Source organism: Arcticibacter sp., assembly GCF_045629565.1.
Classification (GTDB): Bacteria; Bacteroidota; Bacteroidia; order Sphingobacteriales; family Sphingobacteriaceae; genus Arcticibacter.
The window spans coordinates 19,604-38,999 of the sequence record NZ_JAZQRL010000130.1; the positions used below are offsets into that span (position 1 = coordinate 19,604).

Annotated in this window: 17 protein-coding genes; 9 read left to right on the forward strand and 8 right to left on the reverse strand. The window is 43.9% G+C overall.

Going from position 1 to position 19,396, the window contains the following annotated elements; genetic code table 11:
• Positions 1-19 precede the first annotated feature (19 nt).
• On the reverse strand, positions 20-634 hold the full coding sequence (locus tag ACKI5J_RS19190; protein ID WP_407431438.1) for a hypothetical protein: 615 nt from the start codon (positions 632-634) through the stop codon (positions 20-22).
• Positions 635-752: 118 nt separating this feature from the next.
• On the opposite strand from ACKI5J_RS19190, the gene ACKI5J_RS19195 reads away from it, so the two are divergent.
• From ACKI5J_RS19195 to ACKI5J_RS19220, 6 genes are all read left to right on the forward strand, one after another.
• Positions 753-2,009, forward strand: coding sequence for an NAD(P)-binding domain-containing protein (locus ACKI5J_RS19195; RefSeq protein WP_407431440.1), 1,257 nt, complete (start codon positions 753-755; stop codon positions 2,007-2,009).
• 68 nt (positions 2,010-2,077) lie between these two features.
• Positions 2,078-3,382 (forward strand): PQQ-dependent sugar dehydrogenase, encoded by a 1,305-nt coding sequence (locus tag ACKI5J_RS19200; RefSeq protein WP_407431442.1) that lies wholly within the window; start codon positions 2,078-2,080, stop codon positions 3,380-3,382.
• A gap of 5 nt (positions 3,383-3,387) precedes the next feature.
• Complete coding sequence (locus ACKI5J_RS19205) at positions 3,388-5,430, forward strand: TonB-dependent receptor (RefSeq protein ID WP_407431444.1); 2,043 nt, start codon at positions 3,388-3,390, stop codon at positions 5,428-5,430.
• Between the two features lie 28 nt (positions 5,431-5,458).
• Positions 5,459-7,060, forward strand: a complete 1,602-nt coding sequence (locus tag ACKI5J_RS19210; protein WP_407431446.1) for an ArnT family glycosyltransferase — start codon at positions 5,459-5,461, stop codon at positions 7,058-7,060.
• Positions 7,057-8,007: a glycosyltransferase family 2 protein gene (locus ACKI5J_RS19215; protein WP_407431448.1), complete on the forward strand. Its 951-nt coding sequence runs from the start codon at positions 7,057-7,059 to the stop codon at positions 8,005-8,007. The genes ACKI5J_RS19210 and ACKI5J_RS19215 overlap by 4 nt, the downstream gene beginning before the upstream one ends.
• Entirely contained in the window at positions 7,982-8,899 is a 918-nt protein-coding gene (locus ACKI5J_RS19220) for a lysylphosphatidylglycerol synthase transmembrane domain-containing protein (protein WP_407431450.1), read from the forward strand. The genes ACKI5J_RS19215 and ACKI5J_RS19220 overlap by 26 nt, the downstream gene beginning before the upstream one ends.
• On the opposite strand, the gene ACKI5J_RS19225 is transcribed toward ACKI5J_RS19220, so the two are convergent.
• Positions 8,896-9,852, reverse strand: coding sequence for a GDP-mannose 4,6-dehydratase (locus ACKI5J_RS19225; protein ID WP_407431452.1), 957 nt, complete (start codon positions 9,850-9,852; stop codon positions 8,896-8,898). The two genes, ACKI5J_RS19220 and ACKI5J_RS19225, sit on opposite strands and share 4 nt — an antisense overlap.
• Positions 9,853-9,980: 128 nt before the next feature.
• Here ACKI5J_RS19225 and ACKI5J_RS19230 point away from each other — a divergent pair, with 128 nt between their 5' ends.
• The 3 genes from ACKI5J_RS19230 (at position 9,981) to ACKI5J_RS19240 (ending at position 11,667) form a co-directional block, all read left to right on the forward strand.
• Positions 9,981-10,682 (forward strand): SDR family oxidoreductase, encoded by a 702-nt coding sequence (locus ACKI5J_RS19230; RefSeq protein WP_407431454.1) that lies wholly within the window; start codon positions 9,981-9,983, stop codon positions 10,680-10,682.
• Positions 10,683-10,731: 49 nt separating this feature from the next.
• Positions 10,732-11,187, forward strand: coding sequence for a hypothetical protein (locus tag ACKI5J_RS19235; RefSeq protein WP_407431455.1), 456 nt, complete (start codon positions 10,732-10,734; stop codon positions 11,185-11,187).
• 84 nt (positions 11,188-11,271) lie between these two features.
• Complete coding sequence (locus tag ACKI5J_RS19240; protein WP_407431457.1) at positions 11,272-11,667, forward strand: hypothetical protein; 396 nt, start codon at positions 11,272-11,274, stop codon at positions 11,665-11,667.
• A gap of 74 nt (positions 11,668-11,741) precedes the next feature.
• On the opposite strand, the gene ACKI5J_RS19245 is transcribed toward ACKI5J_RS19240, so the two are convergent.
• The 6 genes from ACKI5J_RS19245 to ACKI5J_RS19270 form a co-directional block, all read right to left on the reverse strand.
• Positions 11,742-12,554: an enoyl-ACP reductase gene (locus ACKI5J_RS19245; RefSeq protein ID WP_407431459.1), complete on the reverse strand. Its 813-nt coding sequence runs from the start codon at positions 12,552-12,554 to the stop codon at positions 11,742-11,744.
• 81 nt (positions 12,555-12,635) lie between these two features.
• Positions 12,636-14,309, reverse strand: a complete 1,674-nt coding sequence (gene recN, locus ACKI5J_RS19250; RefSeq protein ID WP_407431461.1) for a DNA repair protein RecN — start codon at positions 14,307-14,309, stop codon at positions 12,636-12,638.
• Between the two features lie 55 nt (positions 14,310-14,364).
• A complete protein-coding gene (locus tag ACKI5J_RS19255) occupies positions 14,365-15,261 on the reverse strand; it encodes a DUF4835 family protein (protein WP_407431463.1) in 897 nt (298 codons plus the stop codon).
• Entirely contained in the window at positions 15,258-16,457 is a 1,200-nt protein-coding gene (coaBC, locus tag ACKI5J_RS19260; protein ID WP_407431465.1) for a bifunctional phosphopantothenoylcysteine decarboxylase/phosphopantothenate--cysteine ligase CoaBC, read from the reverse strand. The genes ACKI5J_RS19255 and coaBC overlap by 4 nt, the downstream gene beginning before the upstream one ends.
• Positions 16,458-16,516: 59 nt before the next feature.
• Positions 16,517-16,846: a DNA-directed RNA polymerase subunit omega gene (locus ACKI5J_RS19265; protein ID WP_106294549.1), complete on the reverse strand. Its 330-nt coding sequence runs from the start codon at positions 16,844-16,846 to the stop codon at positions 16,517-16,519.
• A gap of 7 nt (positions 16,847-16,853) precedes the next feature.
• The gene (locus tag ACKI5J_RS19270; protein WP_407431467.1) at positions 16,854-17,747 is read right to left on the reverse strand and encodes an outer membrane protein assembly factor BamD; all 894 of its coding nucleotides are present in this window, start codon (positions 17,745-17,747) and stop codon (positions 16,854-16,856) included.
• Between the last annotated feature and the right edge of the window lie 1,649 nt (positions 17,748-19,396).

The following is a 19,396-nucleotide window of genomic DNA, read 5'->3' on the forward strand; positions in this document are numbered from 1 at the left end:
ATCCGCCTTCTTATTTTTGTTATCCTCTGTAGCCCAGTTCGTCTAGCTTATTCCGCTCGTCTTGTAGTTCACGGGCGAGTTTCTTTTCTCGTTCGTTAGCTTTCACTTTGTATGTTTGGAATTCTGTAGAAAGCTCTTCGAATAGTTTGACCCTATATCTGGCTTCCATTCGTGCTCTGGTTGATTGAATGATACAGATGGTAAGGGCAATTGCCAACACAATTACTGCTCCCCACATAACCAGGTTGTAAGTTCCCTTGTCCATCGGGAATCCCAGGAAGCTTACCTGGTTAAGCCTGGCATTTGATTCAGCCAACTCCTTTTCACTGGCTGATAATGTGCTTTTTAGGTTTTCAAGCGAGGTGCTTAAGGTTTTTACCTTCGCCCGTGCTTCGGCCAGTCCTCTTCTTTCCTTTCTCAAGGTATCCGCAGTGCTTTTCCAAAACGTGGAGAGCCGGTTAGGGTTAACCAGCTTGTATCCATCGAGGTTACGCGACTTTCTCAGCATCTCCGTGTACTGCATATTTAATGTTTGATTCGCTACTTTGGTGGTATCCTGGGCATTTGTTTGACTAAAGGCTCCGCATAATAGCAGGCCTGTTAGCGATAAACCAATAAAGAAGGATTTTTTCATGGTATTAATGTTTAAGTAAAGTTGTATTGGTACAAAAATCATAAGGTACTTTAGCAATAATAGGCTAAAGTTCTTACTTGTAAAAATAAGATCTGAAATCTATGCATATATTTACCGTATGAATATCGGTATCATCGGCTTAGGGGATATGGGCTCAGTATGCGCTAAAAAGTGGGCATCGAAGGGCTTTACTGTTTATGGTTGCGATCTCCCTGAACGCTATGAAACACTTAAAGAGCAATTTGGCGATACGACCGTTATCATACTTCAAACCAGTAATGATGTTGCCCGGGTTGCTGATTTTCTCCTGTTTTCGGTGGAGGCATCGAATATAGGAAAGGTGGTTGCTCAGACGGCAAGTTCGGTGAAGTATGGGTCGATTATATCAGGACAGACTTCTGTGAAGACGCCGGAAATTGCTGCTTTCGAGAAGTACCTCCCGGAAGATGTACATATTGTAACCTGCCACTCATTACATGGTCCAGCGTTTTCCACAGAGGGGCAGAAGCTGATTGTGGTTAATCATCGCTCGACTGAGGAGGCTTATCGCAAAGCATTGGACGTTTTTGAGGCGTTGGAGTCGCAGATCATAGAAGTTGCCGACTATCAGCAGCATGATCAGATTATGGCAGATACGCAGGCTGTAACGCATATGGGTTTTGAAAGTATGGGTACTGCATGGAAAAATGCCGGCTTTTATCCCTGGGATCATGGAGCCTATTCAAATGGGATCGACAATGTGAAGATACTGACGACCCTTCGTATTTTTAGTTATAAGGCACACGTATATGCCGGGCTCGCCATACTTAATCCTTTTGCGCGAAAGCAGGTAAGACAGTATGCTAAGTCTGAATCAGAGCTATTCAAAATGATGATTTGCGAGCAGGAAGATCTTTTTCGTGAGCGCATACATGCTGCAAGTAAGTTTGTTTTTCACGGGGAGCGGGACTTTATAACGCTGGATCCGGAAGTTATGAAGGATTTCAAGATGGCTGAAAAGGCTGATGACTATATGCCGAATTCGCATTTAAGCTTACTGGCCATGGTTGATGCCTGGTATCAGTTAGGAGTAAACCCTTATGAAAACCTTATTTGCCAGACTCCTCCTTTTCGCCTTCGCTTGGGTATCGCTGAATACTTGTTTAAGAATGCCGATCTACTGGAGGAAACGATACAGACAGCGTTATATGACAAGAGTATCCGGGCGGACGATCTGGAGTTCCATTCAGCCGTGCGGGAATGGGCGTCCATTATTGAATATGGAGACATGAGCGGCTACTTGTCTCATTTTGACCAGGTGAAAGATTTCTTTTCTGACAGATTGCAGGAGGGAGCGCAGCAAAGTTCAAGATTGATTGCCAAGCTGACATCTTAGTCGAGTTCTCGTAACTCGCGCCAAACAAAGAGACACGTTATGTCGTTCAAAGGTAATAACAATCTCATATGAAAATACGGAACATACTCGTCCTTGGTTTAGGCTGCTGGCTGGCATTAGGAGCCTGCAGTTCCGGAAACAGTCATTCTGGAACCGATGCAGATACAAGTTTAATTAACACGGATAGCGGGAAACTTCCGCAGCCTGGTGAATCGAAAAATAAATTTAGTAAGGTCGTTGGTTGGCCAAATGGGAAAACTCCTGTCGCCCCTGCAGGCTTCTCAGTGAGTAAGTTTGCTGGGGACCTAACGAATCCGCGTTGGATATATGTCGCGCCAAACGGAGACATTTTCGTTGCACAGTCAACGACTGAAGGGAAGAAGGCATCTGATGTTGTGTCAGGGCGGGCGCAGTCACAGAATATGAACGACAGTCCTAATTCTATCCTGATATTCAGAGATGCTAACCATGATGGAAAACCTGAAATCGGTAATGTGTTTCTGTCGGGACTTAATCAGCCTTTCGGAATGCTGATCATTGGAGATTCCTTCTATGTAGCAAACACGGATGGCCTCTGGAAATATCCTTACAAAGAGGGCCAACAGCAAATCAGTGGTCCAGGAGAAAAGATCGTTGAGCTGCCAGCCGGAGGATACAATAATCACTGGACCCGAAATATCATTGCCAATGCAGATAATTCCAAGATCTACATATCTGTAGGCTCCGGAAGTAATATTGGAGAAAATGGAATGGAACATGAAGTGCGACGAGCGAATATTCTTGAAGTTAATCCTGACGGTAGCGGCGAGCGAATCTATGCTGCAGGACTGCGTAATCCTGTAGGCATGGACTGGAATCCAGAGAATAAACAACTGTGGACCGCGGTAAACGAGCGGGATGAATTAGGGGATGAGCTCGTACCCGACTATATTACCAGCGTCAAGGAGGGATCCTTTTACGGTTGGCCCTATGCATATTTCGGCCCCAATGAAGACCCCAGAAGAAAGGGAGAGAAACCAGATCTTGTGAAGAAGACTATAGCGCCGGATCTACCTGTGGGTGCCCATACAGCCTCACTTGGGTTTGTATTCTATGCAGCTGACTCGTTTCCGGCAAAATACAGAAACGGAGCGTTTATCGGTCAGCATGGTTCATGGAACCGCTCCGAGTTTGCTGGTTACAAAGTCGCGTTTGTACCCTTCAAAGGGGGAAGACCCGCGGGGAAACCGGAGGATTTTTTGACAGGATTTATAGTTAAGGATGGAGAAAGAGAAGTTTATGGAAGGCCGGTTGGCGTGGCAGTTGCCAAAGATGGCTCGCTGCTAGTGGCTGATGATGCAGGCAATACGATATGGCGCGTTTCCTCTAAGTAAATAAAATGCACACACGATTTTTGGTTCTGCTCACACTGCTGTGTTTTAATGTAAAGGGACAAGAGCAAGATACTGCCGGTTTCCTGCACACAGTCGAAGTGAAAGCCTATTTTAGCAAGCAGCCTGTGCTGAGCATGCCGGCATCTGTCAGTGTGCTGAGTGCTGGCATGCTCGCTGAACAGCAACCGTTCTCATTGGTACCTGCGATAAACACTGTTCCAGGGATTCGTATGGAAGAGCGTTCCCCCGGTAGTTACCGGCTATCGATTCGCGGCAGCCTATTGCGCTCTCCCTTTGGTATTAGAAATGTGAAGATGTATATGGACGATTTCATCCTTACTGATGCAGGAGGAAACACGTACCTGAATGCGATTGATGCCAGCGCCGTTTCTGAGGTGACCATGCTAAAGGGCCCGGAAGCCAGTGTATATGGGGCTAATACAGGCGGTGTTGTTTTGATTAACACTGCTAATACGGATCCTGAAAATATCAAGGCCACTATTAATAGCGGATCGTACGGGCTTTTACATCAGAATGCCAGCATTCAGAAGAAGTGGAAAGATGTTAGCCTTAGTGTCTATCAAGCTTATCAACGGTCGGACGGATATAGGGAGAATAGTGCCATGGATAGAAAATATGTACAGGCCTTACCGCAATGGAACTATTCCAAAAGTGGTTCATTAAAGGCCTTGCTCCTTTATTCGGATATGCATTATGAGACACCAGGCGGGTTAACCGCGGCGCAGATGGAAAGCAATCCTAGATCTGCGCGGCCTGCGGCTGGCCCTAATCCGGGAGCCAGTGAACAACAGGCAGGGATCTACAATAAGACATTCCTGGGTGGCCTCACGCATGAAATTGACCTGAGTCGATCTTTCAGACACGTGATTGTTTTAACTGGTTCGGGTACAGATTTTCGCAATCCTTTTATTACCAATTATGAGGTTAGGACAGAAAGAACTGCAGGACTGAGAACCTATTTTCAATATACCGGAGCCGTGCTGCCCTTAACATGGCAGCTTGGATATGAAGGGCAACGCACTCATTCGGACATTAGTAATTACGACAATAACGGCGGTGTTCAAGGAAACATGCAATCAGCCGATCAGCTCAGTTCCAACCAACAATTCGTCTTCTCTCACCTTACCTTCCAGGCCAGTTCGAGGTTACTTCTTGAAGCTGCGGCAAGTGTCAACTTCAACGGATATAGATATGGCCCAATAGATGCGGCCCGTTCTGCCCTGAATAATAAGGACTTTAATGCTCAGATCATGCCCCGCATTGCTGCATCATATAAGTTGTCTGAGGAGCTTGCTGTTAGGGCTTCCACAAGCCGTGGCTTTTCCTCTCCTACCATAGCAGAGGTCCGCGCATCTGATCAGGTGATAAATACGGGTCTTCAACCTGAGTCTGGCTGGAACTATGAAGCAGGATGGAGAATGTCTCTTGCAAACAATCGTTTTTACTGGGATGCTGTGCTTTTCAGGTATGATTTGAAAGACGCGATAGTGAGACGTGTTAACGAAGCCGATGCAGAGTACTTCGTTAACGCCGGAGGAACTGACCAGTCAGGTTTGGAATCTCAGCTTCTCTATTGGGTTATACCGCAAAGAAAGCGAGGACTTTTGAGAAGTATGCAGCTGAAAAACAGCTACACCTACAGCGACTTTTCATTTGACAATTATCAGAGCGGTTCCGATGATTACTCGGGCAACCGGCTGACCGGCGTTCCGAGGCATGTTTTGGTGAACGCTGTTAGTCTTGGTTTGGCGAAGAATTATAATCTGTTTTTTCAGCACAATTATACTTCTGAAATACCTTTAAACGATGCCAGCTCCGCGTATGCGGCAAAGTATCATCTGCTGCAGGCCAAGGCAAGCCGTAAATTTACTACGTCCGGAGGAATCGGTTTATCCGTTTACCTGGGGGCAGACAACCTGCTTAATGAGACTTATAGTCTGGGCAATGACCTCAACGCATTTGGTAATCGGTACTTTAATCCTGCAGCAAAACGGAATTTCTTTGCAGGATTGAACGTAGAATTATAATTCTATCCTTCTATCTTTGCAGCTAAACATGATGAAGCAGATAGAAGACTATATAGATCAGTACACAGGCAGAGTATTTCTTTTTTTAATCATCCTGTCAATACCAGCTTTTATCTTCAACCTTGGCTTGCTTCCTCTGTTTGCAGATGAACCGACGCGGTCGAACGTCGCCCTGGAGATGATCCTGAGCGGTAATTATTCGGTACCTACTATAGCCGGCGAGTACTATTACAATAAGCCGCCACTTTACAACTGGATCCTGGCGGGCCTTTACCTCCTCTCGGGAAGTTATTCGGAATTTATTACACGTCTGCCGGCAGCGGTGCCCATGTTTCTTTATGCAATGACGATCTATGTAGCTGTGCGGTCCTTCATAGCTGATAGGCGCGTAGCACTTATGAGTGCATTCTTTTTCCTGGTAAACGGACGTATGCTGCTGTATGACTCCATGTTGGGCCATATCGATATCTTCTACTCCTGGCTCACGTTTATTTCTTTCATGAGCATCTTCTATTTTTATCAGAAAAAACAGTGGTTCCTGCTGTTTCTAATTTCGTATCTGATCACCTCTGTTACCTTTTTAAGTAAGGGACTGCCTTCAATCGTATTTCAAGGGTTTACTTTAATCGCATTTCTGGCTGTTACCAGGAACTTCAAGAAGCTTTTCAGCTGGCAGCATATCGTTTCAGGTTTGCTATGCCTGGCAATAATTGGATTATACTTTTATAATTATTCATTATATAATCCTGATCTGGAAGGCTACTTCGCTACGATATGGGATCAGAGCAGCCAGCGTACGGCGGTTCGCACCGGACTCTGGAGTAGCATTCAGCATCTGATAACCTTTCCGTTCGAGCATATTGCGCATATGTTGCCAACCAGTTTGTTAGTGGTTTTTTGCTTTCATAAAAAGTTTCTTCAGGAGCTGCGCAAGAATGAATTTTTGTTCTTCTGCGCCGTTACATTCCTGGCAAACATCTGGGTGTACTGGTTGTCGCCTGAGACAAGGCCACGATATCTGTTGATGCTTTATCCTTTGCTGTTTATTGTTTGGAGTCATGCATATTACACCTATAGAGAAGAGTTTCCGAAACTTAACAAAGTAGTCGATACCATACTGCTGGTTCTGGGGGTCCTGGTGTCTCTAGCGATGATCGCACCGCTATTCTTGGACCTTGAGCGATATGTTGACCACTTGGTTATCAAAGTTGTCGTAGTGTTTCTAGGTGCATCTTTTTTTACATGGCTGATATACAGGTTTCAACGTCATAAACTTATAGCCTTTCTTGGCGTACTCATCTTCGTTAGGCTAGCCTTTAGTTTCTTTGTTTTGCCGCACCGCGCCGCACATAATGAGAGTGGATATTTCAAAGCTGCATCCATTGAAATGGCTGAGATCAGTAAAGGGGAGGATATTTATTTCTATCATTTTGATCCCCCCGTTTTGCAAATTCCTTTTTATCACCGTATCATTTTCTATATTGAACGAGAGCGTATGGAAATTATGCATACTACTAAGGATGACACGAAGCCCGGCTATTATCTTACCTTTGACAGGGATTTAAGCAATCCTCACGGGATTTTAATTAAATCCTATAACAACAATCTCAAACTATTTAAAGTTAAATGAAAGACCTTTCCGTAGTCATTACAGTCCTCAACGAGAGAGAAAATATACAGCCTCTGCTGGAGGCCATACGCAAAGCATTAGGGACCCTTAATTACGAAGTGGTTTTTGTAGATGACGGATCCTCTGACGGGACGCAAAAAGAAATAAGGAAATATGCCGATGAGCGGATTACCCTCGTCGAACTGAGAAGGAATTATGGCCAAAGTACAGCGATGACAGCCGGCATTGAGCATTCCACAGGGCGGTATGTTGCGCTACTTGATGGCGACTTGCAAAATGACCCCAGTGATATCCCAATGATGCTCGAGAAGCTGATTGACGAAGACTGGGATGTTGTAGCAGGCAATCGAAAGAACAGACAGGATGGTGTATTCCTGAGGAAGGTGCCGTCAAAGATTGCTAACAACATCATCAGACGTATGACCGGTGTTTATATAAAAGACTATGGCTGCACGTTGAAAGTGTTTAAGCGCGAAATAGCAGAAGATCTTGGAATCTATGGTGAGCTCCATCGCTTCATCCCCGTTCTGGCTAAACTTCAAGGCGCTAATATCACTCAGGTGGACGTAAAGCATCATGCACGTATTCATGGTCAGTCCAAGTATGGGCTCAACCGTACGTTTAAAGTAATGGCCGATTTAATAACCATGGTATTCTTCCGCAAGTATATCCAGAATCCCATGCATCTATTTGGAACCATTGGCTTTATATCATTTGGACTGGGAGTGCTCATTAATTTTTATCTTCTGATCTTGAAAGTCCTGGGTAATGACATAGGAGGAAAGCCACTGCTGATATTGGGGCTTATTCTATTGCTCGGAGGTATCCAGTTAATTACCATCGGCATTATTGCAGAGATCAGCATCAGAAACTATTTCGAGGGAACAAACAGGAAGACATACCAGGTTAGAAGAATATTTAATGGACAAGAAGAAACTCTGGAATAAAGTAAAAATCCCTTTAAAGGTTATTGTAACTGGCTTACTAATTTATTACGTCTTTCAGAAAATAGACTTTAATCAGGTTAAACAGTTGTTTCTGACGAGCAACATGTGGTTTATCTTGCTGGCGTTTTGCTCTTACTTCTTATCCCAAGTAGTATCATCATGGAGGCTGCTTAGTTTTCTGAAAGCTATAGGCCTGGAATTCAGTTTCTGGTACAACTTTCGGCTCTACCTGTTAGGAATGTTTTACAATGTATTCCTCCCGGGAGGGATCGGCGGAGATGGATACAAGGTTTATCTGCTGAGAAAAAAGTTCAAATTACCGACGAAGCGTCTGTTGCTTGCCTTCTTTTTTGACCGTTTGAGCGGTCTTTGGGCCGTGGGTTTTATCTCTGTGGTCCTTATTATCTTTATTCCGCAAATTGAGATACCTGCAACATGGCCAATAACGGCTCTATTGCTTGGAACTCTAATCTATTTTCTGGTATTACGACGCTTCTTTACTGATTTTTCCAGACACTTTGTGCGTAATCATATCAAAGCAGGGATGGTTCAGTCTCTTCAAATACTCAGTGTGATATGTATATTGCTGTCGCAGGACTTTGATGGAAAGTTTTCGCCTTACCTGTTCAGCTTTTTAATGTCCTCAATAGTTGCTTTGATCAATATAGGGGTAGCGGGCCTTGGAGTAAGAGACGTATTTATGGCTCATGCTTCCGATGTGTTTGATATAGATCAGATCCTGGCGGTATTTCTCACTTTCACGTTCTGGATGATCAATGTATTGGCATCGCTGCCAGGGCTTTGGTTTGTATACCGGTCCAAAGAATTTGAACCACTTCCTTCAGAAGAAGAGGTTGCTCATTTAAAAGATGAGGAGCCTAAAAACCCCTAGGCATTCGCTGAATAAAATTCCTTAAACCAGTTATAAAACACATCTAAACCTTCTTCCAAAGAAGTGGAAGGATCATATCCCAGGTATTCCTGAGCCTTGGAAATCTCGGCGTAGGTTTGAGAAACATCACCTGGTTGCTCGGCATGACGGTCGATAATGGCTTTTTTACCACAAGTATCTTCTACCGCCTCAATCAGGTTAGCTAACGTAATCGTCCGGTGGTTTCCCAGGTTTATAATTTCGAAATCAGATCTGGTATAATCGAGTGCTGCTGCGATACCTTTGACAGTGTCGTCAACAAAAGTATAGTCACGACTCGTCGTTCCGTCTCCGTACACGGGGATGGGCTGCTCGTTAGCAATTGCCCTGAAAAATTTGTGTATAGCAAGATCTGGCCTTTGTCCAGGGCCATATACCGTGAAGAAGCGTAAGGCGATGAACCTGATGCCATACAGGTGGCTATATACATGACCAAGCATTTCGCCGGCTACCTTGGAAGCCGCATATGGGCTAATGGGCAACAATGGGTCTTCTTCTATCCATGGCACATTTTCGTTTACACCATAGACACTACTCGATGACGCAAACAGAAACTGTTTGATGTCATTCTCCCGGGCATAGTCAAGAAGAATCCGGGTGCCATTTATGTTTACGTCAAGATATAGGTCTGGGCTCTCAATACTGGGTCGTACTCCGGCTTTTGCTGCAAGATGGATAATCGTGTCGACACCCTGAATTTTATTCAAATCCTCAGGATTACGGATATCACCATGTACTAGAGAGAAGTGTGGATTCTGGTGAAAATCTTTAATGTTCCAATTCTTCTGCGCAGCAGGATAGAAATCGTCGAAGTTATCAATACACGTTACCTTGTACTTACCGGTTAGTAATAAAGTTTGAGTGAGGTTACTACCAATAAAACCAGCTCCACCGGTTACCAGAATATGTTTCATATTTTGCTAAAGTGCAAATCTACGTTTTTTCGACTTGCGGAACTAATGGAAACTATAATCCGTTTATGGACGTTTCAGATATAGCGAATCTTTTTCCCTAATTTCGTATAGTTAAAGAATATTGTTCAATGAAGATTTTAATAACAGGTGTCAGCAGTGGCGTGGGGTTTGAGGCAGTGCTGGATATGATTCAAAATGGTGATCACGAAATCATCGCATTGGCACGCTCGGAAGACAAGCTGAAAAAGTTGTATGAGATAGCGTTAGGGCTGAATCCGGATTGCAAACTCTATCCGGCTAAGTTTGACATCGTGCATGATGACTACACCTCACTGGTTAATTTTGTCAAACAAAAAGTTGGAACCCTGGATGTTTTGATCAACAATGCCGGACAGCTCATTCAGAAACCTTTCGGGGAGATTTCCCAAATAGACTTTGCTGCCATGTTGCAGAGTAATCTCATGGGGCATATCAAGATGATTCAGAATATGCTTCCCTTGTTAAATGATAATGCACATGTGGTCAATATAGGTAGTATGGCAGGATTTATGGGCAGTGTCAAGTTTCCCGGAATGTCTGCATATGCAGCTAGCAAGGCTGCGTTACATGCCCTAACAGAATGCTTGGCTGTAGAGTACACAGAACGAAATATTCACTTTAATTGCCTGGCATTGGGATCTGCACAGACAGAAATGCTTGAAGAGGCTTTTCCCGGTTATCAATCTCCGGTAATGGCTTTCGAGATGGGTAAATACATAGCTGACTTTGCACTAACAGGCCATAAGTTTTTCAACGGTAAGGTTCTTCCCGTTGCAGTTACTACACCTTAACGCTTAAATCACACAGATTATGAGATGTGGCAGTTTCTTTTTATTATGTATGATCTTCTTAGCAGCTTGTACAAGAGACGAGAAACGGTCATCTTCTGATATCGCTGATTCAATTGTTACCGATACTTTGCAGCAGGGAAAGTTGGATTCGCTTCCCTGGAATACCACCTATAATGAAAAGACGCAACGTTTGCAGTTGGATCATCAGGCAGCTAGTATGGCGGGAGTGGGGCATGAAGAGATCATTAATCTGTTAAATAAGAAGTATCCCGGTATAAAAATGAAATACCTGCGTATGCAAGGTGATACAATAGTCACGCGAATTGATGACCCCATACAGCTCACCCAAAGTATAGGCACATCCGGAGCGGAGTCTTATCTCGCAGAGGCAACATTTTCCTTAACAGAGATCCCTTCCATTAAAGCTGTCAGGATTGAATTCGAGGAAGGCGATCATGCCATGCCGGGTACCTTTACCAGGGCTAGCTTCAAAGACTTCAATTAAGATTACCATTTGGGTTTCCTCGAAATTCTGTTCCCCGTGAAACCATTGGGAAGAACTTTCGTCTATATAGGAAACACACCAAATATGAAATATGTACTAACGCTAATTCTGCCACTGATGCTGTTCGTAACAGCATGTGAAAAAACCGAATATGTTGTCCCGAATAGGACCGTGATAGTCGATTTAAGGGTTCGTGATTGGAAGTCGTTTGACAACGGAAGAACCTATGAGGCGCCTATCGATTTGCCCGAATATGACAGCTACACCAATGAACAGGGAGCCATCTTGGTTTATGCGTCCTTCGATGGCGGACGCAACTACGAGCAGATTCCAGAGGTTTACGAAGGAATATCGTACGGTTATGTCGTAACAGCGGGAAGTATTTTGATAGAACTTAAGAGTCTGGATGGAGGAGTCATAGCCACTTTACCAGCGTCAATGCGAATAAAAATGGTGCTTATAGATTCGTCCGCGTACTAACAAAACGTCCTGTGAACAAAAGGGGCTGCAGATTTAACATCCGCAGCCCCTTTTTAGTATCTCAAGAAGCGTGCTTACTTTTCCATCTGATCGATAACAGCATGGCTGATACCGGTGTTGGAGAAACCTCCGTCATGGAATAAGTTCTGCATCGTTACCATCTTCGTTAGGTCGGAGAACAAGGTAACTGTGTAATCTGCACATTGGTCTGCTGATGCATTACCAAGAGGTGATTGTTTTTCAGCAAAAAGAATAAATCCTTCAAATCCCTTAACACCTGAACCTGCAGTGGTGCGGGTTGGCGACTGAGATATCGTATTCACTCTCACGTGCTTTTTAACAGCGTACTGGTAACCGAAGTTACGGGCAATACTCTCAAGCATCGCCTTAGCGTCCGCCATATCATTGTAGTCAGGGAATACGCGTTGTGCAGCAATGTAAGAAAGGGCCACAACAGATCCCCATTCGTTGATAGCATCAAGCTTCATGGCCGTTTGTAACACTCTATGAAAGCTGATTGCAGAGATATCCATGCTCTTATGCATGAAATCATAGTTCGTTTCCGTATAGTGATTCCCCTTGCGCAGGTTCATACTCATGCCCACTGAATGCAGAACGAAGTCGACACCCCCACCGAAATGTTCCATAGACTTGGTGAACAGGTTCTCTATGTCTTCGAGGCTGGTAACGTCAGCAGGAATAACAGGAGCATTACACAGTTCGGCCAGTTTATTGATCTCACCCATACGCATCGCGATTGGAGCGTTTGTAAGCACGATTTCAGCGCCTTCTTCAACGCAGCGTAAGGCTGTTTTCCAAGCGATTGACTTTTCATCAAGAGCTCCGAAGATGATACCCTTTTTGCCTTTTAGTAAATTATAAGCCATTATTAACCAATTTGGCGTCTAAAATAAGGATTCTTATCAGTTAAAACGAAATCAATTGCTATGAATTTCTAAATCAATTTATTATGATTTCGCCGCTTCGAGTAGCTCCCTGGCATGTTGTAAGGCGAATTCACCCGGGTTTTCACCACTAAGCATTTTCGCAATCTCCATCACACGTTCATCATTTGTAAGTAGAGTGATATCCGTGTGCGTGGTATCATTCTTCTCATCTTTGAATACGAAATAATGTGCGTCTCCCTTGCTAGCGATCTGCGGAAGGTGAGTGATGGCTATCACCTGCATTCCCTCCGATAACCTCTCCATGATAGCGCCTACCTTTAATGCTACTTCGCCGGATATGCCAGTATCTATCTCGTCAAATATGATCGTAGGTAAGGCAATATGGTTAGACATAAGCGACTTGATGCTCAGCATGAGCCTGGAAAGTTCTCCTCCGGAAGCGACTTTATTCATTGGCGCCGGATCTTGTCCTTTATTAGCTGAAAACAAAAACTGAATTTTATTTCTTCCGGTTGCCCCCAAAGAGTCTTCGTCAAGCAGCTCATTTACGATTTTAAGCACTGCATTAGGCATTCCAACTTCCGCGAGCATTTCCCTGACCCGTTTTTCTATCGTAGGGATAATTTCATTCCGGCTGGCAGATAGGGTGTCAGACAAAATAACCAGTTCATCTTTCAATGCAGCACTTTCCTTTTTCAACCTTTCAATCTCTTCATCAGTAGTGGATGCTGAGTCAAGCTTTTCCGATAAGCCTTCACGGATCTTGATCAACTCCTGAATAGAGGTAACCCGATGCTTCTTTTGAAGATTATAGATGGTACTCAGACGTTCATTCACCGCATCTGTGCGCGATTCGTCTATTGTCGTGCTGCTCTCCAGTACGTCCACTTCTGCTGCTATATCACGAATTTCAATTAATGCACTATTCAACCTTTCGGCAAGTTCATGCACTTCGGGAAGGTACTTTTCCGCGTGCTGAAGCTGTAAAAGCGCCTCTTTCAACAGTATAACGGTCGATTGCTCGTCTTCCGTAAGGGCGGTTCCTGCAGTTATGAGGCTTTTCTTGATCTCCTCCGCATGGCTTAGAGCATTCAGCTCCTGTTCAAGGGTCTCTTGCTCAAACTCATCGTTCAGGGAAGCTTCATCTAGTTCATTGTATTGAAACTGGTAGTAGTCTGCATCAGCCTTTGCCTGATGGGAGCGTTCTTCCAGTGTCTTTAATTTCTGGGTTACAGCTTTATAGTGCTGGTAGTTCTCCTGATAGTTTTTCAGCAGGAGATCGTTCGCAGCGATAGAGTCGACTACCAGCAGTTGAAAGCTTTCGTTGTTGATTTCTAGAGTAGCATGCTGGGAGTGAATGTCGATAAGAAGCTCACCAAGTTCCCGTAGTACCGTTAGATTGACCGGTGTATCGTTAATAAATGCTCTCGATTTGCCGTCTGCAGATATTTCCCTGCGAAGAACTGTCGAAGGCTCATAGTCCAGATCTTTATCCTCAAAGAATGCCGTTATTGGGTAGGCTTCGATTTCAAAGTGGCCCTCTATGACGCATTTTTTCTGCTGATTGAAGAAGTATTTTCCTTCGATACGCTGACCGAGGATAAGCGACAGCGCTCCTAGAATAATCGATTTCCCAGCGCCCGTCTCTCCCGTGATAATGTTTAATTTTCCTGAAAATGCAATATCGAGATTTTCAATAAGTGCATAATTGCGTATTATTAAGCGACTTAGCATAAATGGTATATGAACTGAGCTTTTGTTTTAAAGGTACATCAAATATACAACAGCACTATAGATTACTCTTTAACAAATCATATTTACGGATGTTCGCAGGATCAACAGAACTTAATATGGAATAGGCGCGGATTCTGTCTTCTTCGGAAGCTGGCCTGAGGATATTGACTATTTCGTCTGCCTTTGACGTAAATATAATCTGGCTAAGCATGTTGCCCTGACGTGATCGGTCTGTTTTTTGTAGCTCCGGGAGGATAGAGAGAAACGTCTTCCTTGTCCTATCCGGTTTCGACGCCAGAATATCAAGGCCGTTCCGATGATATCCATAAATAAAATTGCGTAGAGCGTTATAGTGCGGATTGTTCAGATTTTCTGCCAGCCAATAACGGTTGGTTTGGCTTTGCACCGCTTTCCACCCTCTAAAGGGGACATCCTGCGCGTAGTTCACAATTTGCTGAGCTTGGGCAAAATAGGGTGTGCCCGAATATTTTGAAAAACTGTCTGCATCAAAGCCGACGATGATATAGGCATAATAGGCGAGAAGTGAAGTAATGTTCGTCTGGAACTGTTGTTGAGAGAAGTCAAGAGCCTGCCCCTCGATATAGGTGAAGTCGAAATTCTTGTCGCTGATGTTGATTAACGGGGAGTTATAGGTCGTCCCGAATACAGGCCTGCTCGACTGGATCTGGGCCTCTGCCTTAAAGCTCGATGAGCCGTCCCATTCGAGAATGTTGATGAAGAAGTTACAATCAATCCTTTCCTGCGGACGAGAAGCAGGACTGATCCATTTGCGGCCATTCAAGAAGTCACGTATGGCAGATTCGAGTTGAATAAGCGCACCTTTATTGTTGTTCTGGACTTTCGGAGATATGACCTGCACTTGCGCATTCAGGTCCTGTGCTTCCGCACTTATTGCAAATACGAACAGGAGAATGCAGGAAATGATTTTCATTCCAGGGAATCAGCTATTTTCCGACAGATGTCTTTTGCTACCTCTTCCTTCGACTTCAGAGGAAAGGTTTCTTTCCGAAGGTGGCGGTCAATGATGGTGATCTTGTTTGTATCGCCTTGAAATCCGGCTCCCTCATCTCGCAGTGAGTTTAACACAATGAAATCGAGATTCTTCTTCTTAAGCTTGGCGATCGCATGCTCCTCTTCATTATTCGTCTCCAGGGCAAAGCCGACAAGAATCTGATTATCTCTTTTGATTTCACCCAGAGAAGATAGTATGTCTTTCGTTTTTACCAGATCAATAACAAATTCCGAGGGACTTTTCTTTATCTTTTCTGAGGCAACAACCTTAGGTTTGTAGTCGGCCACCGCAGCATTCATGATCATAATATCGTTTTCAGGAAATTCCTGATGAACCGAATAGTACATTTCATCTGCAGAGCTTACGTCAATCCGTCTGATAGATGGCACACGAAGTGTTTGGGAAGAAGGACCACTGACCAGTGTGACCGTTGCCCCTTTACGAGCAAACTCCTCTGCCATAGCAAAGCCCATCTTGCCGGAAGAATGATTGCCAATAAATCTCACAGGATCAATTGATTCATACGTTGGCCCTGCGGTTATCAATACCCGTTTTCCCTTCAGCGGAAGATCCGAGCTCAGCTCTTGTTGAAGGAATGCAACGATTTCCTCCGGTTCAGCCATTCGGCCTTCACCGACAAGCCCGCTGGCAAGTTCGCCATAGGCAGGTTTAATCTGCGTGTTTTTATATGATTCAAGTAATGAAACGTTGCGTTGTACTGCCGGGTGAAGCCACATATCCAGATCCATTGCGGGAGCAAAGAATACAGGGCATTTGGCAGAAAGATAAACCGCAGACAGTAAGTTGTCACAATGACCGTTAGCTAATTTAGCAATAGTATTAGCGGTTATGGGGGCGATAAGAATAGAGTCAGCCCAAAGTGCGAGCTCAACGTGGTTATTCCACTCACCCGAGTCCGGCTTGAAATAAGTGCTCAGAACCGGGTTTTTGGATAAAGTAGAGAACGTAAGCGGGGTAACAAAATGCGTAGCATCCTGCGTCATGATTACTTTGACGTCTGCACCAGCTTTCACCAGTAAACGGGTTAAAATAGCAGATTTGTAACTGGCTATACTGCCGCAAACGCCTAGTAATATCTTTTTTCCTTCAAGCATATCACATCAAGTAATGAACCTGGATGACAATATGGTATCCAGACTTCCGGAAGAACAAATTAACCCTGTTGTTCTTTAGAAGGATTACGATAATAAACTTTATCGTGTAGAAACTCGTCTATCGCAATCAGCGTAGGCTTCGGCATACGCTCATAATGCTTGGATATTTCAATCTGTTCGCGGTTTTCAAACACCTCTTCCAGATTGTCGTTTGAAGAAGCGAATTCAGAAAGTTTTCCCTGAAGCTCTTCTTTTATGTTGTTGGATATCTGATTTGCTCTCTTAGCGATAACAACTAAAGACTCATATACATTATCTGTAGTTGTGTCCAACTGACGCAGATCTCTTGTTATTGTGCTTGAAGCAACTGTAGTTTTCGTATTACTCATCTTTACCTTATTTATTTTCCGCAGTGGATTTTTCTTCTTTTACTTCTTCTTTTTCTTTCTCTGCTGCTGTTGGCTGAGATAGCGCTAGTAATTTTTGCACCTGGACGATTCCCTGTTCGGCACGTTTCTTATAGTCCTGTACATTTTTCAGGAACTTGCTTTCAGGATATTCCTCGCTGAAAGTATTCGCCATTTCCACAACCTGGCCGTAACGTTCTTCCTGACGTATTTCCAGGCTATTTGCCGCATAAAGGTATTGTGCCTCTACGCTTAGCGCTTCCATTTCTTCAGCATATTTAGTATCGGGATAGTCTCTTAAAGCATTTTCGAATGCGAATATGGCAGATTTGTAGTCGCCAATGTCCAGATAGAGACGGGCGTTCGCCATTGCCTTCTTTTCCAGTTTGTCGCGAAGATCAGCAATCAAACTACTCGCTTCAACCAGACGATCGCTTTTTGGATAGAGGTTGATAAATAGCTGAAGGGATTCAATTGCACGATAGGTGTTCTCCTGATCGAGTGTAAAATTCGGTGAGTCCAGATAAAAGCAATATGCCGACATAAATCTGCACTCTTCTGCTCTCGCACTGTTTGGATATGTGTCAGCAAACACTTTAAACTGATAGCGTGCAGTCGTATAATCTCTCAGCCTGTAATTAGTATAAGCAAAATAATAGGCAAGATCTTCTGCCTCGCCGCGGCCTTTATATTTTTGGTTTAGCCCGTCAAATAGGAGCAGCGCTTTGCTATAATCTTTTTTGTTATATAAACGAATGGCTTCCTGATACTTTTTACCAGTATCGTTGCTAGCAACTAACTTTTCAAATTTGCTCTTACAGCCGGTCACAAGAGCAACAGCCAGCAATAAGCACCACGTTAATAAACGCTTGTTTTTAAACATCCTGCAAAGATACATTAAATCAAAATAATAGTCAATTCAATTAATTCGTTCGAAGTTAGGTTTTTTTATGGCCTGTGTAATGATTTTAACAAAACTTAACAACACGATCGGTGATCTTTTCTGTAGCAAGACACGACCATACCGATGGTCTCATGAGAGGACATCCTGCTAGATAATCTTGGAGGCCTTCATGGAGTTCTGGCGGCTATTGCGAAATAGATCTTGCATCTGTAATCGACTGTTGCGTTCATTTTACAATGGTCTGCGGTTAATGTGCCACGTGGAGCAAGCTGATTTTATAGGGGCAAAGTTCCTTGGCAGCTGTAAGAACATTACATCATCTCATCTCTTCTTTTTCACTCATGGCGATGTTGTTTCCCTGGATCTGCTGTTGTTACATAGGGTAACAATGTTTTGGATATACGCAGTTTGTCATTTTGAATAGATATGAAAGTGTAATTTATTTTATAGATAGGGATTATTGCACGGCAGGGTGGATTGTGTTTTATACATATATAATAAGTCGTATCTGATATACCATTTGATAGAATGTTCTCGTGATGTGTATTTGCGACAAGGCATGCTGCAATATATGGTGGATAGATCATGATTTGTGTCTGAATCGGAAGAATAGCTGGATTCGATCAGACATGGCAAAGTAAAAGGGCGGGAGAGGGGACATGTATAGCTACATCTTGACGAGACATCTTTCTACTTCCTTTCTACCTTCCTTCTACCAACGCCCTATCAACTTCGTACCAGGTTCGTACCAGCGTCGTACCAGCTTCGAGAAAATCGGAATTAAAGCCGACGTTGGTAGGGAGCTGTGCGGAGGTTGGTTGCCGGTTGTATAAAGGTTGATATGAACTTGTCGTGGACTGGTTTTTTATGGGGCTGTCAAGTCTTGTTCATGTTGTCACCGGGGTCTGATCCTCATTGGGGTCCGATTTATCACATAAGACTTGGAGATCACACGAGGCTGAATGGTGAAACGCCTCGTTAGTGTCCCTCTACTTGTTCGGCTGGTGCTTTGCTCCTTGGTTTGTCCTTTAACGACCTTATATATATAGTGCACCCTTCTCGTGATTATATGGAGGTGGTCCTTTGTATATATATATATACATGGTCTTACGTTCTGTTGTGGTATAACAGCTTTCATTTCCGATGATTCCCGGAATCCTGGCCACAAGACGACTGATATATTCATTCTGTAGCCTTATGGCCACCTTATCCTGCCTTTTGGCACCCTTTACAAACATGCCCTAAAAATTGTTTTCGCCCGTTTCACTTTGTAAGCTTCTGATTTCAAAGGTGCTGCCGCCGCAGTATCGCTAAAAAGGGCCTTCAGATGAAAATAAAAGCCCCAAAGACTTGCAGGGAATGCAAAAAGTTCACATCTTTGCAGTCCCAAAACGAACAAGGGAAAGCGAGGCGCAAGGCTAAGTGGAAGATTGAAAAGAGGAAAAAAGGAGGGTCAAAAGAAAGTTCAACTTTTTTTTGCAGATATCAAAAACCTTCTTACCTTTGCAATCCCAAATCGGGGGAACAAAAACCGAAAGGCGCGACGCCTGGAGGGAATGAAAACAAGATCGTTAAGCAACTGAATCAAAAGGTTGCCCAAACATAAAAGCCGCACCGCGACGGGAAGG

What these genes read in the sequence shown, in the direction of transcription:
- ACKI5J_RS19190 (WP_407431438.1), bottom strand. Translation starts at nt 634, where the DNA reads ATGAAAAAATCCTTCTTTATTGGTTTATCGCTAACAGGCCTGCTATTA.
- ACKI5J_RS19195 (WP_407431440.1), top strand. Translation starts at nt 753, where the DNA reads ATGAATATCGGTATCATCGGCTTAGGGGATATGGGCTCAGTATGCGCT.
- ACKI5J_RS19200 (WP_407431442.1), top strand. Translation starts at nt 2,078, where the DNA reads ATGAAAATACGGAACATACTCGTCCTTGGTTTAGGCTGCTGGCTGGCA.
- ACKI5J_RS19205 (WP_407431444.1), top strand. Translation starts at nt 3,388, where the DNA reads ATGCACACACGATTTTTGGTTCTGCTCACACTGCTGTGTTTTAATGTA.
- ACKI5J_RS19210 (WP_407431446.1), top strand. Translation starts at nt 5,459, where the DNA reads ATGATGAAGCAGATAGAAGACTATATAGATCAGTACACAGGCAGAGTA.
- ACKI5J_RS19215 (WP_407431448.1), top strand. Translation starts at nt 7,057, where the DNA reads ATGAAAGACCTTTCCGTAGTCATTACAGTCCTCAACGAGAGAGAAAAT.
- ACKI5J_RS19220 (WP_407431450.1), top strand. Translation starts at nt 7,982, where the DNA reads ATGGACAAGAAGAAACTCTGGAATAAAGTAAAAATCCCTTTAAAGGTT.
- ACKI5J_RS19225 (WP_407431452.1), bottom strand. Translation starts at nt 9,852, where the DNA reads ATGAAACATATTCTGGTAACCGGTGGAGCTGGTTTTATTGGTAGTAAC.
- ACKI5J_RS19230 (WP_407431454.1), top strand. Translation starts at nt 9,981, where the DNA reads ATGAAGATTTTAATAACAGGTGTCAGCAGTGGCGTGGGGTTTGAGGCA.
- ACKI5J_RS19235 (WP_407431455.1), top strand. Translation starts at nt 10,732, where the DNA reads ATGATCTTCTTAGCAGCTTGTACAAGAGACGAGAAACGGTCATCTTCT.
- ACKI5J_RS19240 (WP_407431457.1), top strand. Translation starts at nt 11,272, where the DNA reads ATGAAATATGTACTAACGCTAATTCTGCCACTGATGCTGTTCGTAACA.
- ACKI5J_RS19245 (WP_407431459.1), bottom strand. Translation starts at nt 12,554, where the DNA reads ATGGCTTATAATTTACTAAAAGGCAAAAAGGGTATCATCTTCGGAGCT.
- recN (WP_407431461.1), bottom strand. Translation starts at nt 14,309, where the DNA reads ATGCTAAGTCGCTTAATAATACGCAATTATGCACTTATTGAAAATCTC.
- ACKI5J_RS19255 (WP_407431463.1), bottom strand. Translation starts at nt 15,261, where the DNA reads ATGAAAATCATTTCCTGCATTCTCCTGTTCGTATTTGCAATAAGTGCG.
- coaBC (WP_407431465.1), bottom strand. Translation starts at nt 16,457, where the DNA reads ATGCTTGAAGGAAAAAAGATATTACTAGGCGTTTGCGGCAGTATAGCC.
- ACKI5J_RS19265 (WP_106294549.1), bottom strand. Translation starts at nt 16,846, where the DNA reads ATGAGTAATACGAAAACTACAGTTGCTTCAAGCACAATAACAAGAGAT.
- ACKI5J_RS19270 (WP_407431467.1), bottom strand. Translation starts at nt 17,747, where the DNA reads ATGTTTAAAAACAAGCGTTTATTAACGTGGTGCTTATTGCTGGCTGTT.